Here is a 22993-nt window from a genome sequence, read left to right on the forward strand (position 1 = left end):
GGGCAAGCATGACGGATCGCCCACCATAGCTGTGGCGCTGACGGCTATGTCAGTCGCTTTTTCTTTCGCAGTGCCCACGATTGGGCCGGGCGTGGGTTATCTCTCTCGGAGGCGTCAGGCAGGCTCCGCGAGCCGTCACCTGTGCACCAGGCCGTGAACTCATGCCGCATCTGACTTCGAATATTAACTGTCCTCCAAAGTTGGGCGTTGACGCCTCCTCTCCAGTAGAGTTAATAATCTCCTAATATAAGCATCTTCTAAATATCATGATCGGAAACCCGACGATTTAGAGGATGTAATTGGGGTAGGGAGACGTAGCGCAGCGACCAACGTCGTCGCCGCCGCCATCATGTGATCATCATCCGCTAGCTCCAGCCGGCATTTCTTGCCCGGCAGGCGCGCTGATGGCGCACTGCACTTCCAACCCAGTTGTGTGCCGATTTTTGGGATCGACGCCCGGACAGGGCGTGGTCGTGCAGGGCTGTCAACAAACAGGCGTAGGGGCGTCTGTCATAGGGAAAAGGGGTTGAAAAATGGCTACTCAGGTCACCGGTGCCGGCGGCACCACGACGTCGTTCTCCAATACACCGCAAGCGAACAATGACGTTTTCAATCTCACCGAGGATACGGTCGTCCTCGCTTCAGGTTCGCAAACCATCATAGTTCTCGATGTGATGGCGAACGATCAGGGTGGAAACGCGAAGTCCCTCTTTTCGGTGGACGATGGGATTTCCGCATCGACGGCCACGAAGCAATACGCCCCCATCGACCTGACGACTCAGGACGTTCAGGCGACCGGCATTTCCGCCTGGGAAAGCATCGGCGGCGGGGTTTCCATCCGCATCAACAACGGCAAGGTCGAGATGGACCTTAGTGGATATCTGGCGGCGCATGGCTTCGCCAGCCTGCAAGCCATGGGTGCGGGCGACCAGATCAACGAGACCTTCACCTATGCGATCAAACTCGGCAACGGAACGCTGAGCTGGGCCAGCGTGTCGGTCAACATTCAAGGCACCAATGACGGCGCGATCATCACCGCCGTTCCGGGTGCAGATCTGACTGTGGTAGAGGCCGGCGGCGTTGCCAATGGCACGCTGAACGATCCCAACGCGCATGGCCAGCTGATCATCACCGACCCCGATGTCGGCCAGAACCATTTCCAGACTCCCCCAAGCCTGCAGGGCACCTATGGCGCCTTCACCTTCAATACGACAACCGGCGTATGGGCCTATACGCTCAACCAGACTCTCGCCGACCCGCTGACCCAAGGCCAGCATGTCACCGACACTCTGACGGTGAAGTCGGCCGACGGAAGCGCCAGCTACAATATCGTCGTCAATATTGCCGGCACCAATGATGCGGCCGTTCTGTCGACCGATGTCCGGAACCTCACGGAAGGCAATACGCCGGCCGCGATCAGCACTTCGGGCACGCTGACCATCTCCGATGTCGACAGCCCGGCGACCTTCGTCGCCCAGGCCGCGACCGTTGGAACCTATGGCTCGTTCTCCATCGACAGCGCCGGCGCCTGGACCTACACGGCAAGCTCGGCCCACAACGAGTTCGCCGCCGGCACCACCTACACCGACACCTTCGATGTCGTCAGCGCCGACGGCACCCACACCTCGGTGACCATCAACATCGACGGCACCAACGATGCCGCCATCCTGTCGGCCGATGTGCGCAACCTGACCGAGACCAACTCGGCCACCGACATCTCGAGCTCCGGCACGCTGACCATCTCCGATGTCGACAGCCCGGCGACCTTCGTCGCCCAGGCCGCGACCGTTGGAACCTATGGCTCGTTCTCCATCGACAGCGCCGGCGCCTGGACCTACACGGCAAGCTCGGCCCACAACGAGTTCGCCGCCGGCACCACCTACACCGACACCTTCGATGTCGTCAGCGCCGACGGCACCCACACCTCGGTGACCATCAACATCGACGGCACCAACGATGCCGCCATCCTGTCGGCCGATGTGCGCAACCTGACCGAGACCAACTCGGCCACCGACATCTCGAGCTCCGGCACGCTGACCATCTCGGATGTCGACAGCCCGGCGACCTTCGTCGCCCAGGCCGCGACCGTTGGAACCTATGGCTCGTTCTCCATCGACAGCGCTGGCGCCTGGACCTACACGGCAAGCTCGGCCCACAACGAGTTCGCCGCCGGCCAGCATTACACCGAGAACTTCAACGTGGTCAGCGCCGACGGCACTCCGACCTCGGTGCATATCGACATCCTCGGCACCAACGATGCGCCAACGGTTGATCTCAATGGCGCGCTGGCCGGCACATCTACAAGCCTCAGCTACACCGCTGGATCTGCCGCCACTGCCATCGCTCCTGCGGGAACAGTAACTGATATCGACTCCGCCAACTTCGGCGGAGGCTCGCTGACCGTCGCGTTCACAGCAAATGGCACGCCCGCCGATCAACTGGCGATCCAGAACCAGGGCACGGGCGCCGGCCAGATCGGCGTCAGCGGCAGCAATGTCACCTATGGCGGAACGATCATCGGTACTTTCACCGGCGGCACGAGCGGGTCGAGCCTGGTTGTCACCTTCAATGCCGCTGCTACGCAGGCGGCAGCGCAGGCCCTTGCCGATCATATCCTCTATTCGAATGCAACCAGCGCCACGACCACGAAGACGGTAACCTATACACTCGTGGACGGCGACGGCACCGCCAACAGCGGTACAGACACCGGCTCGGCTACCGCGACAATCAATGTGACTGGTGGCGGTCAAGCCCCGATTGTCGACCTCAATGGATCAGGCGCGGGAAACGATGCCACCGCGAGCTATCCTCATGGAGTCTCGCAGCTCTTGATCATGCCATTGGGAACAATCACCGACGCCGATTCGGCAAATCTAGCGTCCTTGACAATTACCCTGACTAATCCGCAGGACAACAGTGCGGGCGGTGGAGGCATAAGAGAGATACTCTCCCTTAACGCAGCGGCGAGTGCCGCCGCCACCGCCGCGGGGCTGACAGTAACATTTACGTCGAGCGTCGCGAACAATGGTGACCCGGTCACACTGTCCATAACTGGCACTGCGTCGGCCAGCACATATCAAAACATTTTGGAGGGAGTTCAGTATTCCGATACAAAACCTGGCTCGCACATTTCTAATCCGGCTCGAAATATAGACATCGTCGCCAGCGATGGCACCAACACCAGCATCGTCCATCATGTGACAATCAGTGTAGCTGCCCCCGCCGGCACCTCCGGCGAGCCCATCAACCTCGCCCTCACCGACCCCTCACATGAAGGCGCACTCATCACCGTCACCGTGAAGGACGTTCCCTCAGGCTGGACCATCGACGGCGCGACGCACAACGCCGATGGATCTTGGACGGTGCAGACCAACGACCTGCACGGGCTGACCGTCACCACACCGGCCAGTTTTACCGGTGCAGCCGTGCTCGACGTCCAGATGAGCTGGATCAACGCCGACGGGACCTTGGGCAGCGCGTCGATCGCCGATAATGTCGAGGCCTACGCTCCGGGATCGCCGATCTTTGCCTGGTCCGGCGACGACGTGCTGACCGGCTCGCACGGCAACGACCTCTTCGTCTTCTCGCAGCCGATCGGCGCCGACACCGTGCACAATTTCGACGCTGCGGCCGACCAGATCGACCTCATCGGCTACAGTGGATTGGCAGACTTTGCCGACCTCCAGACGCACATCGCCGACGATGCCAACGGCAATGCGGTGATCGCGCTCGGCGACGGACAGTCGATCACGCTGGACGGCGTGCATTCGGGCGCACTCACGGCAAGCAATTTCGTCTTCGACCAGACACCGGTGGTCAACAATTCAGGCACCATGACGATCGGCGACGGCGCGTTGCTGCCGCTGAGCGGCATCATCAACAACAGCGGCCTGATCTCGCTCGGCTCGACCGGCAGCGATACGCTGCTGCAGGTTATCCAGCACGGCGTGACCTTGCAGGGAGGCGGGCAGATCCTGTTGTCCGACAGCGCCGCCAACATGATTTCCGGCACCGGGCCGGATGTCACTCTCGTCAACGTCGACAACACGATCTCGGGCGCCGGCCAGCTGGGCGGCGGCATGCTCAGCCTCGACAATAGGGGGACCATCATCGCCTCCGGCTCGAATGCGCTGGTCATCGATACCGGAGGCAGTGTCGTCACCAACTCCGGAACGCTGGAAGCAACGGGTTCGGGCGGGCTGACGATCACCGGCGGCCTGGCGAATTCGGGCATGCTCTGGGCCAATGGCGGTGACATCGTAATCCATGGCCAAGTCACCGGCGACGGCGATGCCACCATCGGCAACTTGTCGAAGTTGGAGTTCGGCGGCGCCTCGTCGACGGACGTCACCTTCGGACACGACGCTGCCGGCACGCTGCAACTCGACGATTCCTTCGACTACAGCGGACGCATCGGCGGCATCACCAATGATGACCGACTGGACCTCGGCGATATCCTGTTCGGTGCGGGAACGACGGCCGTCTATCAGGCAAACCAGGATGGCAGCGGCGGAACGCTGACCGTTTCGGACGGCACCCATGGCGCCGCATTGCATCTGGTCGGCAGCTATGATGCGAACGCCTTCAAGCTTGCCGACGATGGCCAGGGCCATACCGTCGTTTCGTACAATCCGGCGGAATTCACGCTGACCGGCATCGGCAGTGGGGCGATTTCGAGCGACTTGGTGGTGTGAGCGAAAAGGGCCGCCGGCTGCGGCGGCTCCCTTGACCTGACGAGTATCGAGTGGGGTTCTGGAAGTGGATAGCAAGTCTCGAATTGTGAAGGATGCGCTTCGGGCATGCCGCCGCTATTTCCTGGTTGCGGCGGCATTCAGCCTGGCGATCAACCTGCTTTACCTCGCCTCCCCACTCTACATGCTGCAGATCTACGACCGGGTTGTCACCAGCGGCAGCGAAACCACGCTGGTGATGCTGACCCTGGTGTTGCTGGCGGCGTTCCTTTCGCTGGCCGGTCTCGACCTTGTCCGCGCCTGGATCCTGACGCGTGCCAGCGCCCGGCTCGACCGGTTGCTCTCGGCAAGGATCCTCGCCGCGTCCGTGGAAACCCCATCGCCCGGCTCCTCGCCGAGCCAGCCGATCCGCGACTTCGATACGTTCAGGCAGGTCATCACCGGCAGCGGCATCCACGCCCTGTTCGATCTGCCATGGTCGCCCATCTACATCGGCATCATCTTCCTGCTGCATCCTTGGCTCGGCTTCTTCGCGCTCGGCTGCTCGCTGCTCTTGATCGGCATGGCCGTGCTCAACGAGTATCTCGTGCGCTCGCCGCTGAAGCAGGCCAACGAGCTGGCGACGAACAACTATAACTTCACCGAGATGAGTCTCAGGAACTCGGAAGTCGTTCGCGCCATGGGGATGATCGACGGTCTAATCCGCCGCTGGGGGCGCGACCGCAACCTGGCGCTGCGGCGCCAGGCGGAGGCAAGCGACCGCGCCGCCCTGATGTCGGGCCTTATCCGGTTCCTGCGGCTCACCATGCAATCGCTGATCCTCGGCCTCGGCGCCTATCTGGTGATCGAACGGCAAATTACCGGCGGCACCATGTTCGCGGCGAGTCTCCTGCTGGGCAGGGGGCTGCAGCCTGTCGAGCAGATCGTCGGCCTCTGGCGCAGCCTGATCCTGGCGCGGGCTGCCTTGGCAAGGGTCGAGAAGCTGGTCGACGGCGGCGCGCGCAACGAAAGAGCGTTCAACCTGCCCAAGCCCAGTGGCACGATCTCCGTCGAACAGGTCAGCTTTGCAATTCTCAGCCAGCAGAAGGTGCTTCTGCGCGAGGTGTCGTTTCGGCTGGAGGCTGGCGAGGCGCTCGGGATCGTTGGCCCCTCCGGCGCCGGCAAGTCGACCCTGGCGCGCCACCTTGCCGGCGTCATGCAACCCAGCCGAGGCACGGTCAGGCTGGATGGCGCCGACCTGTCGCAATGGGGGCACGACGCGCTCGGCGATCACATCGGCTACCTGCCGCAGGATATCGAACTCTTCTCCGATACAGTCGCCGCCAACATTGGGCGCTTCAAGACCAATGTCGACCAGGAGGTGATCGAGGCCGCGCGGCTCGCCGGCGTACACGAGATGATCATCCGCCTGCCGCAGGGCTACGAGACGCAGATCGGCGAGGGCGGCGCCGTGCTGTCGGGAGGATACCGGCAACGGATTGCTCTTGCCCGGGCGGTGTTTGGGACGCCGAAACTGATCATTCTCGACGAGCCGAGTTCCAATCTCGACGCCGATGGCGACCGCGCGCTGAGCGACTGCGCGATCGAGCTCAAGCGACGCGGCAGCACGGTTATCATCGTCTCGCACCGTCCCTCGACCTTGGCGAATGTCGACAAGATCCTCCTGTTGCGCGATGGCGCCGTCGAGGCGTTCGGCATGAGAAACGAGATCGTGGCGCTGCTCAACCAGCGCGCGGCGCCAATGGCGGTGGCGACCCAATGAGCCGTGGTCGGAGAGATCGATGAGCGACAGCGCACTCACTTACCATAGCCTGCCCGGCGAGGCCGGCATCCTGGCTCCGGATTCCATCCGGGTGCCGGCCTATATCGGCCTGCTGATCATAATGGCCTTTTTCGGCATTTTCGGCGGCTGGGCAGCCTTTGCCCCTCTGAACGGTGCCGTGCTCGCCGATGCCATCGTCAAGGTGGAAGGCAATCGCAAGAGCGTCCAGCATTTCGACGGCGGTACGGTGAAGGAGATCCGCGTCAAGGATGGCGACGTCGTCAGGAAGGGCGACATAATGCTGAAGCTGGACGACACCAGGATTCGGTCCGAGTTCAATCTCTATGCCCAGCAATATGCGCTGTTGCGCGCAGCCGATGCCAGGATCCGTGCCGAACTGGACGGCAGCGAGGCTGTTGCCTTTCCCAAGGACATCCTCAAAGAGCACGAGGACTACCTCAAGGACGCAATGGCAAACCAGATCGCCGACCTGGAAAGCCAACGCGCCTCGATGGCCGGCGCCAAACAGATCCTTCAGCGGCGTATTGCCGAGCTCGAGGAGCAGATACGGGGCAAGCAGTCCCGAGTCGAATCCTACCAGGCCCAGCTCAAATCGACGATCGACGAGAAGGCCAGCCTGTCGAAGCTGCTCAAGGCCGGTTTGACGACCCGCCCACGCATCCTGGAACTGGAAAGGTTGGCCTCGGATTTGCAGGGCTTGATCGACGATAATCTCGGCGCCATCGGCGGCAGCCAACAGAGCAAAGCCGAACTCGAGAGCCAGATCGCACAATTGACCAATGAGCGCCGGACCAAGTTGTCGGCCATGTTGATCGATACGCAATCGAACCTGTCCGACCTCATACCCAAGATGTTCGCCGCCCAGGCTGCCATGGACCGGGCCGAAGTGCGCGCGCCCTATGACGGCCAAGTGATGGATCTAAGCGTTTTCTCGATCGGTGCGATCGTGGCGCCGGGCCAGACCATCCTCGACATCGTGCCGACCGAGAATTCGCTGATCGTCCAGGCACAGGTTCGCGTCGAGGATATATCGAACCTGCGTCCCGACATGGCCGCCGAAGTTCGTTTCACATCATACAAGCAGCGTTCGATACCCATCATTCATGGACGCGTCACCCGCATTTCGGCGGATCGCATCACCGACACCAAGACCGGCTTTCCCTATTATCTCGCGGACGTGGCGGTCGATCCGGTGGAATTAGCCGCGGCCCCACAGATCGCGCTTTATCCGGGCATGCCGGCGTCGGTCATGATCGTTACCGAGCAACGCACGGCACTCGACTACATTTTAGGCCCGCTGGTTGTGTCGTTCCACTCCGCGTTTCGCCAGAGATGACGGTTCAGTCCAACACCGCGCGTGGCGAGAACTCCCGACGCGGCGAGAACCCCCGCCGACCTATCGTGGAAAATGCTTCTCTCCGCGTTGCGGCGCGTCTGGCCGTCTGGTGAAGAATCCAAGAGACCGTCGGATATAAGCGTGGACGTGTGTATGCGTGCGCGGTTCAGCCGCTTACCAAGCTCCACATCGAGGGCTGCATGCTGTCCCGGGTGATGTCGACCGTCGCAAGGGTGACAGGCAGCTTAAACCGCCGTGGGCCAGCGCTGCCCGGATTCAAATAGAGCACGCCATCCACTGTCTCCATGCTTGGCACATGCGAGTGACCGGACACGATCAAATCGATGCCCTGGGCAACCGGGTCGATCTGCAGCGTCTTGAGATCATGAAGCACATAGATTGCTCGCCCGGCGAGGCGGACGAGCTCGGTTTCCGCGTATTCCACTGCCCACCCACCGGTGTCCACGTTTCCTCTGATTGCGGTAACCGGTGCGATACCGCGAAGCGCTGCGATGATCTCAGGGCGACCGATGTCTCCTCCATGAATGATGTGGTCGACCCCGGCCAAGCAGCGCAGCGCCTGCGGCCTCAGCAGACCGTGCGTGTCCGAGATGATGCCAATTCTGAATGTCATGGCTCTGCCATCAGACGGTGAGGGTGCTCAAATCCGTTGCGACAAGGCTGTTCGTAAACGTCCGGACGGCTTCCGCGAGAATTTCGTCGTCGGGATAGCGGCCGGAGATGTGCGTAAGAACGAGTTGCTTTACATCACTGGTCGCTGCCAGCGATGCTGCCTCCGCGGCTGTCAGGTGTCCGTAGTCGCGCGCCATCGTTGCATCTCGTTCCAGGAATGTGGCTTCGATGACAAGCAGATCGGCGCCGCTCACCTTGTCGGCCAATCCATCGGTGGTTTCGGTGTCACCTACAATGACCAGCTTCTTGCCAGCCTCGGGTGGTCCGAGAACTGCTTCGGGAGCAATCGTCCTGCCGTCGGGGAGAGAAATTGAGCGGCCTTCGGCCAAGTCCTTCCGGATCGGGCCGTCTGGCACACCGAGAGCTGCCAAGCGGTCCGAAACGAGGTGACGACGCGCCGGCGTCTCGAAGACGAAGCCGTAGCTGTCGGTGTCGCGATGGCGAACTTGAAAGCAGTCGACCGTGAACTCATCCACGTCGAACACGCCTCCGGGCACAAGCGGCACCAGTTGCAGCGGGATCGGCGCGCGTCCCTCACCCCAAAGGCCAGCGAGCATGCGGGCGACGACCTCGAGAGTGTCGGCGCTGCCATGAATGGTCACAAGGTCCTCGCTCTGCCGGAGCCGCAGCGTCGAGAACAAGCCCGGAATTCCGAGCACGTGGTCGAAATGCGCGTGCGTGAGGAGCAGGCGATCAAGTCGCCTGAATCCGGCGCCGCTGCGCAGAAGCTGACGCTGGGTGCCTTCCCCGCAATCGACCAGCACCCGTTGACTGCCGGCTTCAACGAGCAGCGCCGGGTGGTTGCGCTCGGCCGAGGGCACGCTGGCCGAGGTGCCGAGGAAGATGAGCCTTAAGGTCATGCGAGCAGTCTACCTCGCGGGCAACGAGACCTCAAAGCCGGCGAAGGCCCCTAGACTAGTCTAGACGCTTAGGCGACGAAGCGGACCACGCCGCCATCCACGCGCAGAGCCGCGCCAGTGGTTGCGGAAGCCTGCTCTGAGCACACATAGACGATCATGTTGGCGACCTCGTCGGTCGTCGCGAAACGCTGGATGAGGGTGGTCGGACGCATAGCCCTCAAGAAGCCCTGCTCGGCTTCCTCTTGCATGATTCCGTTTGCCTCAGCCTGTTTCGCCATGAAGTCACCCAGGATCTCAGACCGGGTAGGCCCCGGCAGGACGGCGTTGACGGTGATACCCGTGCCCGCGACCGCCTCGGCAAGACCGCGCGAGACCGCCAGCTGTGCGGTCTTGGTCATGCCGTAGTCGAGCATCTCCTTGGGAATGTTGACCGCGGACTCGCTGCTCACGAACACGACGCGGCCCCAGCCCTTCGCCACCATCCGCGGCAGGTAGTGGCGCGTCATGCGCACGCCGCTCATCACGTTCAGCTGGAACAGGCCAAGCCAGTCGTCGTCGGGGATCTTCGCGATGTCCTCGATGCCGTTGTAGTTCCGGATGTGAGCCGTACCCACGTTGTTGACGAGGATATCGGCGTCGGGCGCCTGCGCGAAGAATGTCTCGGCGCCCTCCGCGGTCGAAAGATCGGCGGTGACGCCGGAGATCTCGCTGTCCGGGAAAGACTGGCGCATCTGCCGCACCGCCTCGTCGACCCGGGCATTCCCACGACCATTAATGACGACCGACGCCCCTGCACGAGCTAAACCTTCTGCGGTGGCGCGGCCGATGCCTGCCGTCGACCCGGTGACGATCGCTGTGCGGCCCTTGAGTTCGATATTCATGTCATTCATCTCCTATTGTGAGCAGCTAAGGCGATCGATGCGCCGAAGCGCATCGTTCCCCTCGACCGAGAGCCTTGAAACCTGGCCCGTGCGGCCCAAGCCTCAGGACAAATGCACTAACCTGCCTTTTTCGCGACATCCGCCTCCGCCGCGCGGGCGAGGCTTTCGACCCATTTCTGGTGATAGCGGTAGAGCGCACCGGGATGCTTGTGTCCGAGCTCCTCGATGAACCAGGGCCCTTGTTGCGTTTCCTCGGTCAGCACATGGCAGCCGTTGGCCGTCGGTGTGATGACCCAGCCGTGGTACGCGCTCGAGCCGGTCTCGTCGCCATCGACGGTCGTCGACCACGCAAGCCTGCGGAAGGGCGCGCATTCCGTCACGACCAGACTCATCGGGAATCCGACCGTCACCCGGCTGTATTTGGTTCCGAGCGCCAGTTCCGGCTCACCGGTCAGGATCTTGACCTGGTCTTCGGCAGGAAAGTAGCTCGACCAGTTCTCGGCGTCGGCCAGCAGCCTCCAAACCACTTGAGGGGGCGCCTTCACGTCGATGTCATTGAGCGCATAGATGGCCGACGTTTTGGGATCGTACTTCTCGGGCCAGATCACACGTTCGTACATCGATCACTGCTCCTTCTTGAACAAATCCTGGAAGATGAGCTGGCCCCAAATGCGGCCGCGTGCGTGCACCAGCGCGCCACCCTCGTCGAGCTTTCCCAGCTTGACGGGTGCGAACCCGAGTTGTTTGGCCAAGGCCGCCACGGGAGCGATCGCGTCCTCGTCGTCACCAGACAGAAACACGACCCGGTGGCCGCCCTCCACGGTTGGATCGGCAGCCAAAGTGGCCGCAATCAGGTGATTGAAACCTTTCACGAACTTGGCGCCGGAGAACGCCTTCGCGACGAAGGCGGAGGACAGGAGACCGTCCAACTCCTCAGGGGGGACTAACGCGTTCATCGCGTCGATGACCGTCTTGCCTTTCCAGCTCGGCAGGGCCCTCGCAACCTCGCGGTGCTCCCCGAACGGGACCGCCAGGATGATTGTGTCGGCCTCGAGTGCGTCCCGCAGCGACTTGGCGACGACCGTGGGTCCAATTGCCCCAGCCTGCGGCGCCAACGCCTCGGGCGGCCGGCGGCTCGCGACGGCAACCTTGATGTTTTTACGCGCGAAGGCGTGGGCGAGGGCCTGGCCTACCTTACCGAACCCTACAATTGCGTAGCTCATAATATTTCTCCGATCCATGTTGATATTGATTCCCGGGCCTTCAACGGCGCTGGGTTGTCCGTTCTCGCCGATCAGCCGTTTCCCGCTATCCGGCGCGATTTCAGATCGCCGAGAAGCCTCCGTCGACAGACAACTCCAGCCCGTTCACGAAGCTCGAATCGTCTGAAGCAAGAAACAGCGCGGCCGCCGCAATTTCCTCGGGACGCCCCATCTTTCCCCGCGGGATCAGGGATTCGAACATCCGCTTCGCCTCCTCGGTGAGAACCTGGTCCTGCATCGGTGTGGCGATCGGCCCGGGGTGCAGCACGTTCACCCGGATATTCCTGCTCTTCAGCTCGTTGAGCCATCCGCGTGCGAATGCGTGCAACGCCGCCTTGCTCGCCGCATACACGCTGTAACCAGGAAAACCTTTCACCGAAGCAACTGATCCGGTCATGAAGATCGATCCGCCATCGTTGAACAGCGGCAACGCCTTTTGCACCGTGAACAGTGTGCCGCGCGTATTCAGGCCGAAGGTGGCATCGAAATGCTGCTCGGTAATCTCGCCCAGTGGGACGGCTTCGCCCGTGCCGGCGCTCGCATACAGGACGTCAATCTTGCCCTTTTCCCGCTTGACTGTATCGAACAGGCGGTCGAGGTCGTCGAGATTGGCCGCATCGCCGCGCACGCCGGTCACGTTCCGGCCAACCAGCCTGATGGCCTCGTCGAGCGCCTCCTGCCTCCGGCCAGTGATGAAAACATACGCGCCTTCTTCAACGAACCGTTTGGCGGTCGCCAGCGCCATGCCGCTCGATCCACCCGTGATGACGGCAACCCTACCTTCGAGCTTTCCCATGATTTTTCCTTTCAAACTCCAACTTTGGTCGTTCGGGGAGGCCCCCGAGAACCTCAAGATGGGTTCGCTGCAGCCAGGCGTTGAGTGCGGAAGGGCGCACATCGGTGGTGCAAAATCGATCCGGTTGAACGACTAATGCCAGCCACGGTGATCGGTGTCTGCCGTTCGAAAATTGGGCTGCGCTCATCGACATAGGCTATGATGACGGCCGTACTGCTGTACGATGGCGTTAGATACGGGCTTTGGAAGGCGCACCGCGCGGTGCTGGATTGCACCATGATCGACTGGGATGACATTCGCTATTTTCTCGCCGTCGCGCGCGGAGGCTCGGTGCGGGCAGCCGCCGAGGGCCTCGGGGTGTATCACTCGACCGTGCTGCGACGCATCGCACAGCTCGAGGAACGCCTCGGGGCGCAGATGTTCGAAAAGCTGCCTTCGGGCTACCGCCTGACGGCCGCAGGCGAAGAGGTCCTCGAGCTCGCGAACCAGATGGAAGCGTCCTCGCACCAGCTGGAGACCCGCGTCTTCGGTCGCGACCAGAGTGTGCGCGGGCTTCTTCGGGTGACGTTGGCACCGCCCCTCGCGACACACCTGCTCATGCCGGACTTCGCCGATTTCGCGCGTCTGCATCCCGACATCGAGATGGAAATCTTGTCGGTCGGCGAGCTGGCAAATCTGACCAACCGAGAGGCCGACGTGGCGATCCGCGTCGTCTACGACCGCAAAACCCTGCCGCTCAATCTTCACGGACTGAAGGGACCGGAGCTGTTCGGCGGCGTCTACATGTCCCGCGATCGACTGGCCGCGTGGCGTGCGGGCGCGCCGGATCCCATCCGGTGGATCGTCATAAGCATTCATGGAATACCGGACTGGGCCAGCGAGGGCGAGGTTCGCACAACCGGGGTTCCATTCAGGACCACGGACGGCGAGGCGCAGATCGTTGCCGTTCGGCAAGGGCTCGGGATCACGACGCTGCCGTGCTTCGTCGGAGATGCCGACCCCCTGCTGGTGAGGGTGCCAGGCACCGACCTGCACATGTACGGAACGCTCTGGCTTCTCACACAGGGGGACACACGCAAGACGAAGCGCGTGCGGCTCTTCACGGAGTTCGTATCCGGCAGGCTCGCCGCGTACGCTCCGCTTCTCACGGGGCTGTCCATGTCGCGCGACTGACGCCCGGCAGGTCACCGGCGACGCCTGCCGTGATCCGGTGGAAGCCGAACCGCGATCGCTTGAAGCGGCATCGTTTCCGGGCCACGGACAATTGGTATCCGGCAAAGCTCCTCGTTCAGGCGGCCGCGGCCTCGATCCGAACCGGGATCTGGTACATCAATCGCTATCGCGCGCAATTAGCTCCAGCGGCCAGACGTCGCGCATGATACGTGGACCCTCCGGGCCGGCGAAGGCAGGAAGCGACGCCAGCAGCATTTCGGCGAGCCGCCGTCCCATCGGCTGCAGCGCCGGGCGGAAAGCAGTCAGCGCCGGCGAGAAATAGCGGCAGAGCGGCGTATCGACGATGACGGTCACCGCCATGTCGTGACCCGGCTTGATCCCCATCTCGGCCAGCGCCTTGCATCCCCCTAGCGCCATTGCGTCATTGTTGAAGATGATGGCGGTCGGCGGGTCCTTGCGGCGCATCACCCGCGGGGTCACTTCGTAGCCACCGGCCTCGTTGATGAAGCCGTCGGCAATCAGGTGGGGATCGACCGCGATGCCATGCCGGCGCAAGGCCTTGCGGTAACCGTCGAGGAACAGATAGCCGAAATTCAGATCGAGCGATGGGCGGATGGCAGCGATGCGGCGGTGGCCGCGCTCCACCAGCCGGTCGACCGCGTCGGCGCCTGCTTTTTCGAAATCGAGATCGAGCGAGGGGTAGGCCTTGTCGCCGGAGCGGCTACGGCCGAGCGTGGCGAAGGGGAAGCCGGCCTGGGTGAGATAGTCGATGCGCTCGTCCTCGCGCCGCGTCCAGGCCAGCACCACCGCGTCGGCACGGCGCGTCTCGACGACACGCCGCAGGCGCTCCTGCTGATAGTCGCCCGGCGCGCCCATCACCACGATCAGGTCCAGTCCGCTTTCGGCGAGCCGGCCCTGCAACCCAGTCAGGAACGGAATGAAGAACGGCTCGCCATATTCCTGGTCGCCCGGATGCGGCTGCAGCATGAAGGCGATCGAGTGGGTAGCGCCTTGCCTGAGACTGCGGCCGGACTGGTTCGGCGAATAGTTGAGAGCCCTGGCCGCCTCGAGAACGCGCTGGCGCGTGTCGGCATTGACGTCGGCGCGGCCGTTCAGTGCCCGCGACACCGTGCCGATCGAAATGTTCAGGTGACGGGCAAGGTCGTGAATGCTGGACGCCAAGTGACTGTTCTCCCCTTGCTTGGCTAGCACCGGTGGCCGCCGGGGCCAAGGCGCAATGACGATTTTCGCCGGCGGCCGATTGACATTCTACGCCTTCGGGTGTGTTCTCGTAAACGTTTACGGAAAAACGTTTACGGTCACGCCGTGAACGCCGGAACCATCGGCCTGGAGGGGCCGAGAGGAGGAGCACTGGATGATCGACGCCGTTCTTGTCGGCTGCGGAGCGATGAGCAAGGCCTGGCTCGATGCCGCGCGGCAGATCGACGGGCTCGCCATTGTCGGCCTTGTCGACCTCGATGCCGACAGGGCGAAGGCGAGGGCTCGCGAATACGATCTCGGTGGTGCCGTCATCGGCACCAGTCTCGACGCTGTGCTCGATCAGACCCGACCGCAAGCGGTGTTCGATGTGGTGGTTCCCGCCGCCCGTCGCGACGTTGCGCTTTCCGCCTTTGCCCACCATTGCCATCTGCTGACGGAAAAGCCGCTCGCCGATAGCCCGGAGAATGCCCGCGCCATCGTCGAGGCCGCCCGCCAGGCCGGGCGCATCCATGCCGTCGTCCAAAACCGCCGCTACGTCGCCAATGTCCGACGCATCCGGAGGTTTCTGGACTCCGGCGCCATCGGTGCCGCGACCAGCATCCACGCCGACTTTTTCGTCGCACCACATTTCGGCGGTTTTCGCGAAGAGATGGCGCACGTGCTGCTGCTCGACATGGCGATCCACACGTTCGACGCCGCCCGCTACATGGTCAATGGCGAGCCGGCCGCCGTCCATTGCCAGGAATGGGAACCGGCCAATTCCTGGTACCGACAGGGCTCATCGGCCAGCGCGGTCTTCGATCTCGGCGGCGGCAAGATCTTCACCTATGCGGGCAGCTGGTGCGCGGCCGGCTTCCGCACCAGTTGGGAGGGCAGCTGGCGCATCGTCGCCGAGCGGGGCAGCCTGATCTGGGACGGCCATGACGGATTGAAGGCGGAAGTGGTGGTGCAAGGCCGCGACGGCATGTTCGACAAGATCCAGCCAATCGAGGTGCCGGCGCTCGATCCAGCCGACCGCGTCGACGGCCATCTCGGCATCATCAGGGATTTCATGCGTGCCATCGAGACCGGCACAGAACCGGAAACGCGCGGCGCCGACAACATCAAGAGCCTGGCCATGGTCTTTGGCGCCATCGAAAGCGCCGAAACCGGGCGTCGCGTGATGATCGCAGAGGAAGCACAATGATGCCAAACCCGCTTCTCGACATCAGGATCGGCACCATGGTGCGGGCCAACCTCGACGACCCGGCCGCCTACATCAAGGCAATCCTGCCGCTCGGCTTCGAGAGCATTCAACCCTTCTTCTGGCAGACACTTGGTGGCAAGGACCTGCCCCGGCTGGCCGGCCAGATCCGCGAGGCGATCGGCGATGCCGATGTCACGGTGTCCTCGATCGGCGTTTTCGGCAATCCGCTGGAGGGCGGCCATGTCGACCGTGGCGTCCTCCAGGCCTGGGAGACGGTCATCGACAATGCCCATTTGTTCGGCGCTTCGATGGTCTGCGGCTTTACCGGCCGGCTCCGCGGTAAGCCGCTGACAGACAGCCTGCCGCGCTTTCGCGAGGTGTGGGGGCCGCTGGCCAGGCGAGCCGCCGACAAGGGCGTTCGCATCGCCTTCGAGAACTGTGCGATGGACGGCAACTGGGCTGCCGGAGACTGGAACATCGCCCACAATCCGGACGCCTGGGAGCTGATGTTCAACGAGTTGCCTGACGACAATCTCGGCCTCGAATGGGAGCCTTGCCACCAACTCGTCTATCTGATCGATCCGATGCCACAGATCCGCAAATGGGCGCCGCGCATCTTCCACGTCCATGGCAAGGACGCGACGGTGCGCTGGGACGTCATTCGCGAGCACGGCGTGTTCGGCCGGCTGCCATTCGTGCAGATGCGCACGCCGGGCTTCGGCGACAGCGACTGGACGCGGGTGATCAGCGAATTGCGGCTGGCCGGATACAAGGGCGCCATCGACATCGAAGGCTGGCACGATCCGGTCTATCGCGGTGACCTCGAGATCACGGGACAAGCACGCGCCCTGGAGTATCTCAAGCTATGCCGGGGAGGTGCGAGCTACCTGCCAAATCCGGCGTGAGGACCGGTCGGCGGGAGGAGCCGGCCGTAAGTGGTACTGCCAAGGCAATCGTTCGAAAAACCCCTCGGCTGACGAGGGAAACAATGGGAGGAACGTGCATGAGCATCGCGACCAGAACGACACTTCTGCGCACGACCGTCGTGGCGACGGCCACGGCGCTTGCCGCCGCAATCTCCACCTTGCCGGCGCAGGCGCTCGACGCCCAATGGTGCAAGGACGTCCACATCCGCTTCTTCGTCGGCGGGGCCGAGGGCGACGCCTTCGGCACAATCGTCTACAATGGCGCCAAGCAGGCCGCGGCCGATCTCGGGCCCAAGGTCGACTACATCTTCTCCCAGTGGGACGCGGAGAAGATGGTGCAGCAATTGCGCGAAGCGGTCGCGGTCAAGCCCCAGGGCATCGCCATGATGGGCCATCCGGGCGACGCCGCGATCATGCCGCTCGCCGAAGAGGCGCATAAGGACGGCATCAAGATGATGTACCAGAACGTCCCGGTGCCGAAGGTGACGGCGGCGTTTGGTGGCGGCTATGTCGGCGCGCAGCAGGAACAGCAGGGCCGCGCGCTCGGCGCCGAAGCGTTCAAGCTCGGCAAGCTCAAGGCCGGCGACAAGGCAATCATGATCGGTCCGTTCGAGAACGAGAACCGCGGCGCGCGCGAGCGCGGCACGGTGGCGGCGCTGAAGGAGGCGGGGGTCGAGGTCATCCAGCTGTCCTCGCCGCCGAGCGGCGAGTGGGCGTCCGACCCCAACCTCGCCATCCCGGTGATCACGGCGGCGCTCCTCAATCACCCCGACATCAAGGCGGTCGGCTATCCCGGCGGACAGATGCTCGGCAATGTCTCCACCTACATGCAGGCGGCGGGGCGCAAGCCCGGCGATATCTTCAATTTCGGCTTCGACACCAGCCCGCAGATCGTCGAGGGCTTCAAGGGCGGCTGGGTGCAGCTGACGGCCGACCAGCAGCCATTCCTGCAGGGCTATCTGCCGATCCTCAGCCTTTGCCAGCAAGTGGTGCTGGGTCTGGCGCCGATGAATGTCGACACCGGCGCCGGTTTCGTGACGCCCGAAAATTACGCAATCGTCGCAGAACTCGCCAAACAGGCGCTGCGCTGACCTCCCAAGCCGCCGGCCGGGATCAGGCCCCGGCCGGCGGCACCGCCGGCGAGAAGGCCGGTGCGAGATAATCAAGCGAGGATCCGATGGCCGAACGTCTCATAGAACTGCGCGATATCGCCAAGTCCTACGGCCACGTCTACGCACTTGGCGGGGTCAATCTCAGCGTCGACCGCGGCGAGGTGGTCGGCCTCATCGGCGACAACGGCGCCGGCAAGTCGACGCTGATCAAGATCCTCTCCGGCGTGGTAAAGCCGACCAGCGGCGAGATCCTCATCCGCGGCAAGCCGGTGACCGGATGGAATGCGGCACGTTCGCGCGAGGCCGGCATCGAAACGGTGTTCCAGGACCGGGCGCTGGCCGTACAGCAGACGATCGTGCGCAACATCTTCATGGGCCGCGAACTCACCGGTTTTCTCGGCTGGCTGAAGGTCGGCAAGGAAATCGAGGAGGCGAGTCGGCTGATGCGCGAGATCGGCTTCACCTCGAAAGTATTCACGCCGCACTCGATCGTCGGCCAGCTGTCGGGCGGCGAACGCCAGGGCGTGGCGATCGCGCGCGCCATCTACAAGCAGGCGGAGCTGATCGTCCTCGACGAGCCGACGACGGCACTGTCTCTGACCGAGACCGCCAAGGTCTTCCATTTCGTGCGCCAGGTGCGGGCGAGCGGCCGCTCGATCCTGTTTATCGGCCACAACATCCATCATGTCTTCGACATCGCCGATCGCTTCGTGGTGCTGGACCGCGGCAAGGTCGCGCTCACCGCCGACCGGAGCGAGGTCAAGTCGGCCGAGGATCTCATCAACTTCATGGAAGACATCGCGCATCCGGGCGGGTTGGCCGGACTGCACGACACCGGCGACGCGGAGCGGAGAGCACGATGAGCAAGACCATGGAGCCCGATCTGCACGAGCCGTCGGCCGGCATCTCCCGCCAAGGCAGTTCCCGGAACGAGTGGAAGCACCCGTCCGACCACTGGCTGCGCGGCTTCGTCCTCGACAATCGGGCGTCGCTTGGCACGCTCGCCGTGTTCATCGTCATGATGGCGGTCTTCATGATCGCCAACCCGACGGTCTTCACAACCTGGTATCTCTACAGCGCCGTGCTTACCACGCTTCCGGTGGCGCTGTTCGTGGTCGTGCCGCTGGTCTTCGTCGTCACCTGCGGCGAGATCGACCTGTCGTTTCCCGCGACGATGGGTTTCGCCTCCTGGGTCTTCGCGCTGGTGGTGCAGGCCGGCTATGATCCGTTCCTCGGCATTGCGGCAGCGCTGGTCACCGGCACGCTGCTCGGCTTCCTCGTCGGGTCGTTGGTGGTCTATGGCGGGCTGTCGTCGCTGATCGCCACGCTCGGCATGAATTTCCTGCTGCGCGGCCTGATCCAGATCATCAATGAGGGCAGATCGACCTCGCTGACCAGCCTTGCCGACAGCTGGGCCTACCGGATCTTCTCCAGCCAGATCTGGGGCATTCCGGTGCAGATTTTTTGGGCGATCGCCTTCGTCGTCTTTTCGGCGATGCTCTACAACCGCCACCGCTTCGGCGCGCAGGTGAGGGTGGTCGGTGACAATCCCGACAGTGCCCAGCAGATGGGCATCGACGTCAAGCGCGTGCGGGTGAAAGTGTTCGTCTTCGTCGGCATCGGGGCCGCGATCGCCGGCACGTTCTCCGTAATGATCAACTTCACCTGGTGGCCAACGGCCGGCGACGGTTATCTCTTGCCGGTGCTGGCCTCGGTGTTCGTCGGCGGCACGCCGACCTGGGGCGGCATCGGCACGGTGGCCGGCGGCGCGATCGGCGCCGTCACGGTGTCGTTTATCCAAACCGGCGTCGTGGCGGCTGGCCTGAGCGGCTTCTACGTCCAGTTCTTCAACGGGCTGATCATCATCCTTTCGCTGCTTGGCCACAAATGGAACCAGGCACGGTATCGGTGACGCGATCAGCTTGGTGCGAGAGCCGACGGCGCGGCAATAAGCCCGTGCCTGACAAGGCAATGGACGACTGGGAGATACCCGTGACCTCGTCCGTCCATCAAGATTTCGGGTTAGCCTTCCGCCAAGCCTCATACTCATCATTTGCACTTGGGTGCAGCGGATAATAGCGTTGCAACGACCCGCCCTGCATGAGTTTCTCTCGCGAGAACTCCTCCCAGTCGTGATGCTTCTGGGATTCCTCGATCACCTTTGCAGCCATTGCAACGGGCAGCACGACCACCCCGTCATCATCGGCGACGATGATGTCGCCGGGGATCACCGTGACGCCGCCGCAGGCAATCGGAACGTTGACGGCATTGGGATAGATGCTGGTTTGCACATGGTAGTTGGGCGTCCAGCCGCGCAGCCATAGGGCCAGGTCGAGTTTTTCGACATTAGGCCGGTCGCGCATGCAGCCGTCGATGACGATACCCGCGCCGCCTCTGCCTTTGAAGTATGTCGACATCATATCGCCGAACACGCCCGAGCTCATGTCGCCGCGCGCGTCGACCACGACCACATCCCCCTCTTGTGCGTGGTACAGCACATGCCGGTGCAGCTGTGTCTCCGGATCGGCATATTCTCCCTCGTTGAAAAGATCGGGCCGCTGCGGCAGGAACTGCAGCGTCAGCGCCGGCCCGACGATCGACTTGCCATGGTTCTGCGCCATCGGGCCGACCATATGCGGATTGCGGAAACCCATATGACCAAGCGTGCCGGCAACCGTCGCGGCGCCGATCTCCTTTAGCGCGTCGATCAGATCCCTGGGCGGCCGCGTGATGTCGGAAGTATGCGTCATTGTGGACTCCGATTGAATGGGAACTACCAGTTCGTGACAGAACCATCGCGGCGCTTGAGGTGGGGCGCTTCCCAGAAACGGAAGCTTTGCGCCTGGACCGCCTCTTCGTTGACCTCGACGCCGAGCCCCGGCAGATCGGTGACGGGATAATCGGGGCCGTCGAGCCGTGGTTGCACCGGAAAGAAGTCGGAATTGTCGAAACCGAGCTTTGCTTCGGGCGCCCTGGTCTCGAGCCACGAGAAGTTGGGCACTGCGGCGGCGAGATGCACGGTCGCGGCCGTGCACACTGGACCCAGCGGATTGTGTGGCATCAGGTCCACATAGTGCGCCTCGCTCCAGCCGGCGACTTTCATCGCCTCGGTGAAGCCGCCGACATTGCAGATATCGAGCCGGTTGAACTGGTGGATGCCGCGCTCGACATAGGGCAGGAACTGCCACTTGCTGGCAAATTCCTCGCCGATGGCGAAGGGGATCTCGGTCATCTTGCGCAGGGATTCGTAGGCTTCCGGCGTCTCGTCGCGTATCGGCTCCTCGAGGAAATCGAGCACGCCGCGGTCGAGCTTGTTGCAGAAGCTCGCCGCCTCCGCCACCGACAGGCGATGATGATAATCGATGCCGAGGACCACGTCGTCGCCCAGTGCCTGGCGCGCCTTGTTCAGCATCGTCGCTGTTGCGCCGATCGACTCGCGCGGCTCGAAGACATCCTTGCTGTTTTGCCCGACGGGAAAGAAGCGGATTGCCTGCCAGCCCTGCGCGTGCAGTTCGCGGGCCCGTTCGATGGCCACGTCGCCCTCGGCCTCGTCTCCGGTCGAGGCGAAAGTGGGGATCCGGTCGCGCTGCTTGCCGCCCAGCAGCTCGTAGACCGGTACCCCCAGCGCCTTGCCCTTGATGTCGTGAAGGGCGATGTCGATGGCGGATATCGCCGCCTGCAGAACGCGGCCGCCTTCGAAATACTGGCTGCGATAAAGCTCCTGCCAGATCCGCCCGATCTGCATGGGCTCGCGTCCGACCAGAAACTCGCGATAGTGCTCGACCGCGCCAGCCACGGCCTTCTCGCGGCCGCTCAGGCCGCTCTCGCCCCAGCCGAAGATGCCATGATCGGTCTCGACCTTGACCAGCATCTGGTTGCGCGTTCCCACCCACACCGGATAGGGCTTGATCGCGGTAATCTTAAGCTTCCTGGTCATCCACGCCCACGTTCCATACGCATCCGCCTGCTCAACTGGCCTCGAGGGCCATTTCGGTTTCGCCATCGAACAGATGCATCCGCTCCTGGTCGAACTCGAGCCAGATCCGCTCGTCGGGCGTCACGGCAATGTTCGGTGGCACGCTGACGTTGACGATGGCACCGGATAGGAACGCCTGCACGAAGGTGACGTCTCCGGTTGGCTCCACCGTGTAGACCTTGGCCGGAATGCTGCCTGGCACTGCAGTCTTGTGCAGCTTGATCGTCGAGTGGCGTGCGCCGAGCACGACCTTTTTGGTCGTTGCCTTCGTGACCTTCTGGACGTTGCGCGGCGAGAGCCCGAGGCTCCAGCCCTCCGCGCTGGTCAACACGGTGCCGCCGTTCGCTGTCGATATCTCCAGCGGAATGAGGCTCATCGCCGGGCTGCCGATGAAGCTGGCGACGAACATGTTTACCGGATGGGCAAAGACCTGCGCCGGCGAATCGTATTGCTGCAGGAAGCCACCGTTCATCACCGCCATCTTGTCGGCCATCGTCACGGCTTCGAGCTGGTCGTGCGTCACATAGATGATCGTCGCCTTGAGGTCCTGGTGGAAGCGCTTGATCTCGGACCGCATCTGTACGCGCAGTTTGGCGTCGAGGTTGGAGAGCGGCTCGTCCATGAGGAACACGGCGGGATCGCGCACAAGGGCGCGGCCGAGGGCCACACGCTGCTGTTGGCCTCCCGAAAGTTCGCGTGGCTTGCGCTCGAGCAGGTGCGTCATGTCGAGCACCCGCGCCGCCTCCTTGACCTTCTTGTCGATCTCGTCCCTTGGCAGTTTGCGCATCTGCAGCGGGAACGCCAGGTTCATATAAACCGACTTTTGCGGGTAGAGCGCATAGTTTTGAAACACCATTGCGATGTCCCGGTCCTTGGGGTCGAGGTCGTTGACCACCCGGTCGCCGATGACGATGTCGCCCGAGGTGATCGGGGTCAGCCCCGCGACGAGATTGAGAGTGGTTGTCTTGCCGCAGCCTGAAGGGCCGACGAGCGCAACGAACTCGCCGTCGTTGACCGTCAGCGAAACGTCGTTGACGGCCTTGAAGTTGCCGTAGGTCTTGACGAGATCTTTGAGGACCACGTGGGCCATCGGCAAC

At 63.0% G+C, this 22993-nt stretch carries 19 protein-coding genes; 9 read left to right on the forward strand and 10 right to left on the reverse strand.

Going from position 1 to position 22993, the window contains the following annotated elements; all coding sequences use genetic code 11:
- The first annotated feature begins 533 nt into the window (after positions 1-533).
- The 3 genes from EN851_RS17010 to EN851_RS17020 all read left to right on the forward strand — a co-directional run bounded on the left by EN851_RS17010 (position 534) and on the right by EN851_RS17020 (position 7810).
- Complete coding sequence (locus EN851_RS17010) at positions 534-4694, forward strand: VCBS domain-containing protein (protein WP_135929634.1); 4161 nt, start codon at positions 534-536, stop codon at positions 4692-4694.
- Positions 4695-4758: 64 nt separating this feature from the next.
- A complete protein-coding gene (locus EN851_RS17015; RefSeq protein WP_127870428.1) occupies positions 4759-6453 on the forward strand; it encodes a type I secretion system permease/ATPase in 1695 nt (564 codons plus the stop codon).
- Between the two features lie 19 nt (positions 6454-6472).
- Positions 6473-7810: an HlyD family type I secretion periplasmic adaptor subunit gene (locus EN851_RS17020; protein ID WP_135929635.1), complete on the forward strand. Its 1338-nt coding sequence runs from the start codon at positions 6473-6475 to the stop codon at positions 7808-7810.
- A 166-nt stretch (positions 7811-7976) separates the two neighbouring features.
- Here EN851_RS17020 and EN851_RS17025 read toward each other — a convergent pair whose 3' ends face one another.
- From EN851_RS17025 to EN851_RS17050, 6 genes are all read right to left on the reverse strand, one after another.
- Positions 7977-8444, reverse strand: coding sequence for a metallophosphoesterase family protein (locus tag EN851_RS17025; RefSeq protein WP_135864903.1), 468 nt, complete (start codon positions 8442-8444; stop codon positions 7977-7979).
- Positions 8445-8454: 10 nt separating this feature from the next.
- The gene (locus tag EN851_RS17030) at positions 8455-9363 is read right to left on the reverse strand and encodes an MBL fold metallo-hydrolase (RefSeq protein WP_135929636.1); all 909 of its coding nucleotides are present in this window, start codon (positions 9361-9363) and stop codon (positions 8455-8457) included.
- Positions 9364-9431: 68 nt separating this feature from the next.
- On the reverse strand, positions 9432-10244 hold the full coding sequence (locus EN851_RS17035; RefSeq protein WP_135864907.1) for an SDR family oxidoreductase: 813 nt from the start codon (positions 10242-10244) through the stop codon (positions 9432-9434).
- 116 nt (positions 10245-10360) lie between these two features.
- Entirely contained in the window at positions 10361-10864 is a 504-nt protein-coding gene (locus EN851_RS17040) for an SRPBCC domain-containing protein (RefSeq protein WP_135864909.1), read from the reverse strand.
- A gap of 3 nt (positions 10865-10867) precedes the next feature.
- Positions 10868-11467 carry an NAD(P)-binding domain-containing protein gene (locus EN851_RS17045; protein ID WP_135864911.1) on the reverse strand — a complete coding sequence of 200 codons (600 nt, stop codon included), beginning with the start codon at positions 11465-11467 and terminating at the stop codon, positions 10868-10870.
- 100 nt (positions 11468-11567) lie between these two features.
- Positions 11568-12302: an SDR family oxidoreductase gene (locus EN851_RS17050; protein WP_135864914.1), complete on the reverse strand. Its 735-nt coding sequence runs from the start codon at positions 12300-12302 to the stop codon at positions 11568-11570.
- Positions 12303-12578: 276 nt separating this feature from the next.
- Between EN851_RS17050 and EN851_RS17055 the strand changes: the two genes are divergently transcribed.
- Positions 12579-13475, forward strand: a complete 897-nt coding sequence (locus EN851_RS17055) for a LysR family transcriptional regulator (protein WP_135929875.1) — start codon at positions 12579-12581, stop codon at positions 13473-13475.
- 156 nt (positions 13476-13631) lie between these two features.
- Here EN851_RS17055 and EN851_RS17060 read toward each other — a convergent pair whose 3' ends face one another.
- Entirely contained in the window at positions 13632-14657 is a 1026-nt protein-coding gene (locus tag EN851_RS17060) for a LacI family DNA-binding transcriptional regulator (RefSeq protein ID WP_135929637.1), read from the reverse strand.
- 193 nt (positions 14658-14850) lie between these two features.
- Here EN851_RS17060 and EN851_RS17065 point away from each other — a divergent pair, with 193 nt between their 5' ends.
- The 5 genes from EN851_RS17065 to EN851_RS17085 all read left to right on the forward strand — a co-directional run bounded on the left by EN851_RS17065 (position 14851) and on the right by EN851_RS17085 (position 19832).
- The gene (locus EN851_RS17065; protein ID WP_135929638.1) at positions 14851-15882 is read left to right on the forward strand and encodes a Gfo/Idh/MocA family oxidoreductase; all 1032 of its coding nucleotides are present in this window, start codon (positions 14851-14853) and stop codon (positions 15880-15882) included.
- Positions 15879-16787 carry a sugar phosphate isomerase/epimerase gene (locus EN851_RS17070; protein ID WP_135929639.1) on the forward strand — a complete coding sequence of 303 codons (909 nt, stop codon included), beginning with the start codon at positions 15879-15881 and terminating at the stop codon, positions 16785-16787. The genes EN851_RS17065 and EN851_RS17070 overlap by 4 nt, the downstream gene beginning before the upstream one ends.
- 98 nt (positions 16788-16885) lie before the next feature.
- Positions 16886-17899 carry a substrate-binding domain-containing protein gene (locus EN851_RS17075; protein WP_135921909.1) on the forward strand — a complete coding sequence of 338 codons (1014 nt, stop codon included), beginning with the start codon at positions 16886-16888 and terminating at the stop codon, positions 17897-17899.
- Between the two features lie 86 nt (positions 17900-17985).
- Positions 17986-18783: an ATP-binding cassette domain-containing protein gene (locus EN851_RS17080; protein ID WP_135929640.1), complete on the forward strand. Its 798-nt coding sequence runs from the start codon at positions 17986-17988 to the stop codon at positions 18781-18783.
- A complete protein-coding gene (locus EN851_RS17085; RefSeq protein WP_127275494.1) occupies positions 18780-19832 on the forward strand; it encodes an ABC transporter permease in 1053 nt (350 codons plus the stop codon). The genes EN851_RS17080 and EN851_RS17085 overlap by 4 nt, the downstream gene beginning before the upstream one ends.
- A 97-nt stretch (positions 19833-19929) precedes the next feature.
- Here the strand turns inward: EN851_RS17085 and EN851_RS17090 are convergent, their stop codons facing one another.
- Genes EN851_RS17090 through EN851_RS17100 form a run of 3 tightly spaced genes read right to left on the reverse strand, consistent with a single transcriptional unit; the run spans position 19930 to position 22986 of the window.
- Positions 19930-20670, reverse strand: coding sequence for a ribonuclease activity regulator RraA (locus EN851_RS17090; RefSeq protein WP_127275493.1), 741 nt, complete (start codon positions 20668-20670; stop codon positions 19930-19932).
- A gap of 23 nt (positions 20671-20693) precedes the next feature.
- A complete protein-coding gene (locus tag EN851_RS17095; RefSeq protein ID WP_135881783.1) occupies positions 20694-21857 on the reverse strand; it encodes a mandelate racemase/muconate lactonizing enzyme family protein in 1164 nt (387 codons plus the stop codon).
- A 31-nt stretch (positions 21858-21888) separates the two neighbouring features.
- A complete protein-coding gene (locus EN851_RS17100) occupies positions 21889-22986 on the reverse strand; it encodes an ABC transporter ATP-binding protein (protein ID WP_135921911.1) in 1098 nt (365 codons plus the stop codon).
- Positions 22987-22993: the final 7 nt, after the last annotated feature.

The organism is Mesorhizobium sp. M8A.F.Ca.ET.208.01.1.1 (assembly GCF_004791315.1).
Lineage (GTDB): Bacteria > Pseudomonadota > Alphaproteobacteria > Rhizobiales > Rhizobiaceae > Mesorhizobium.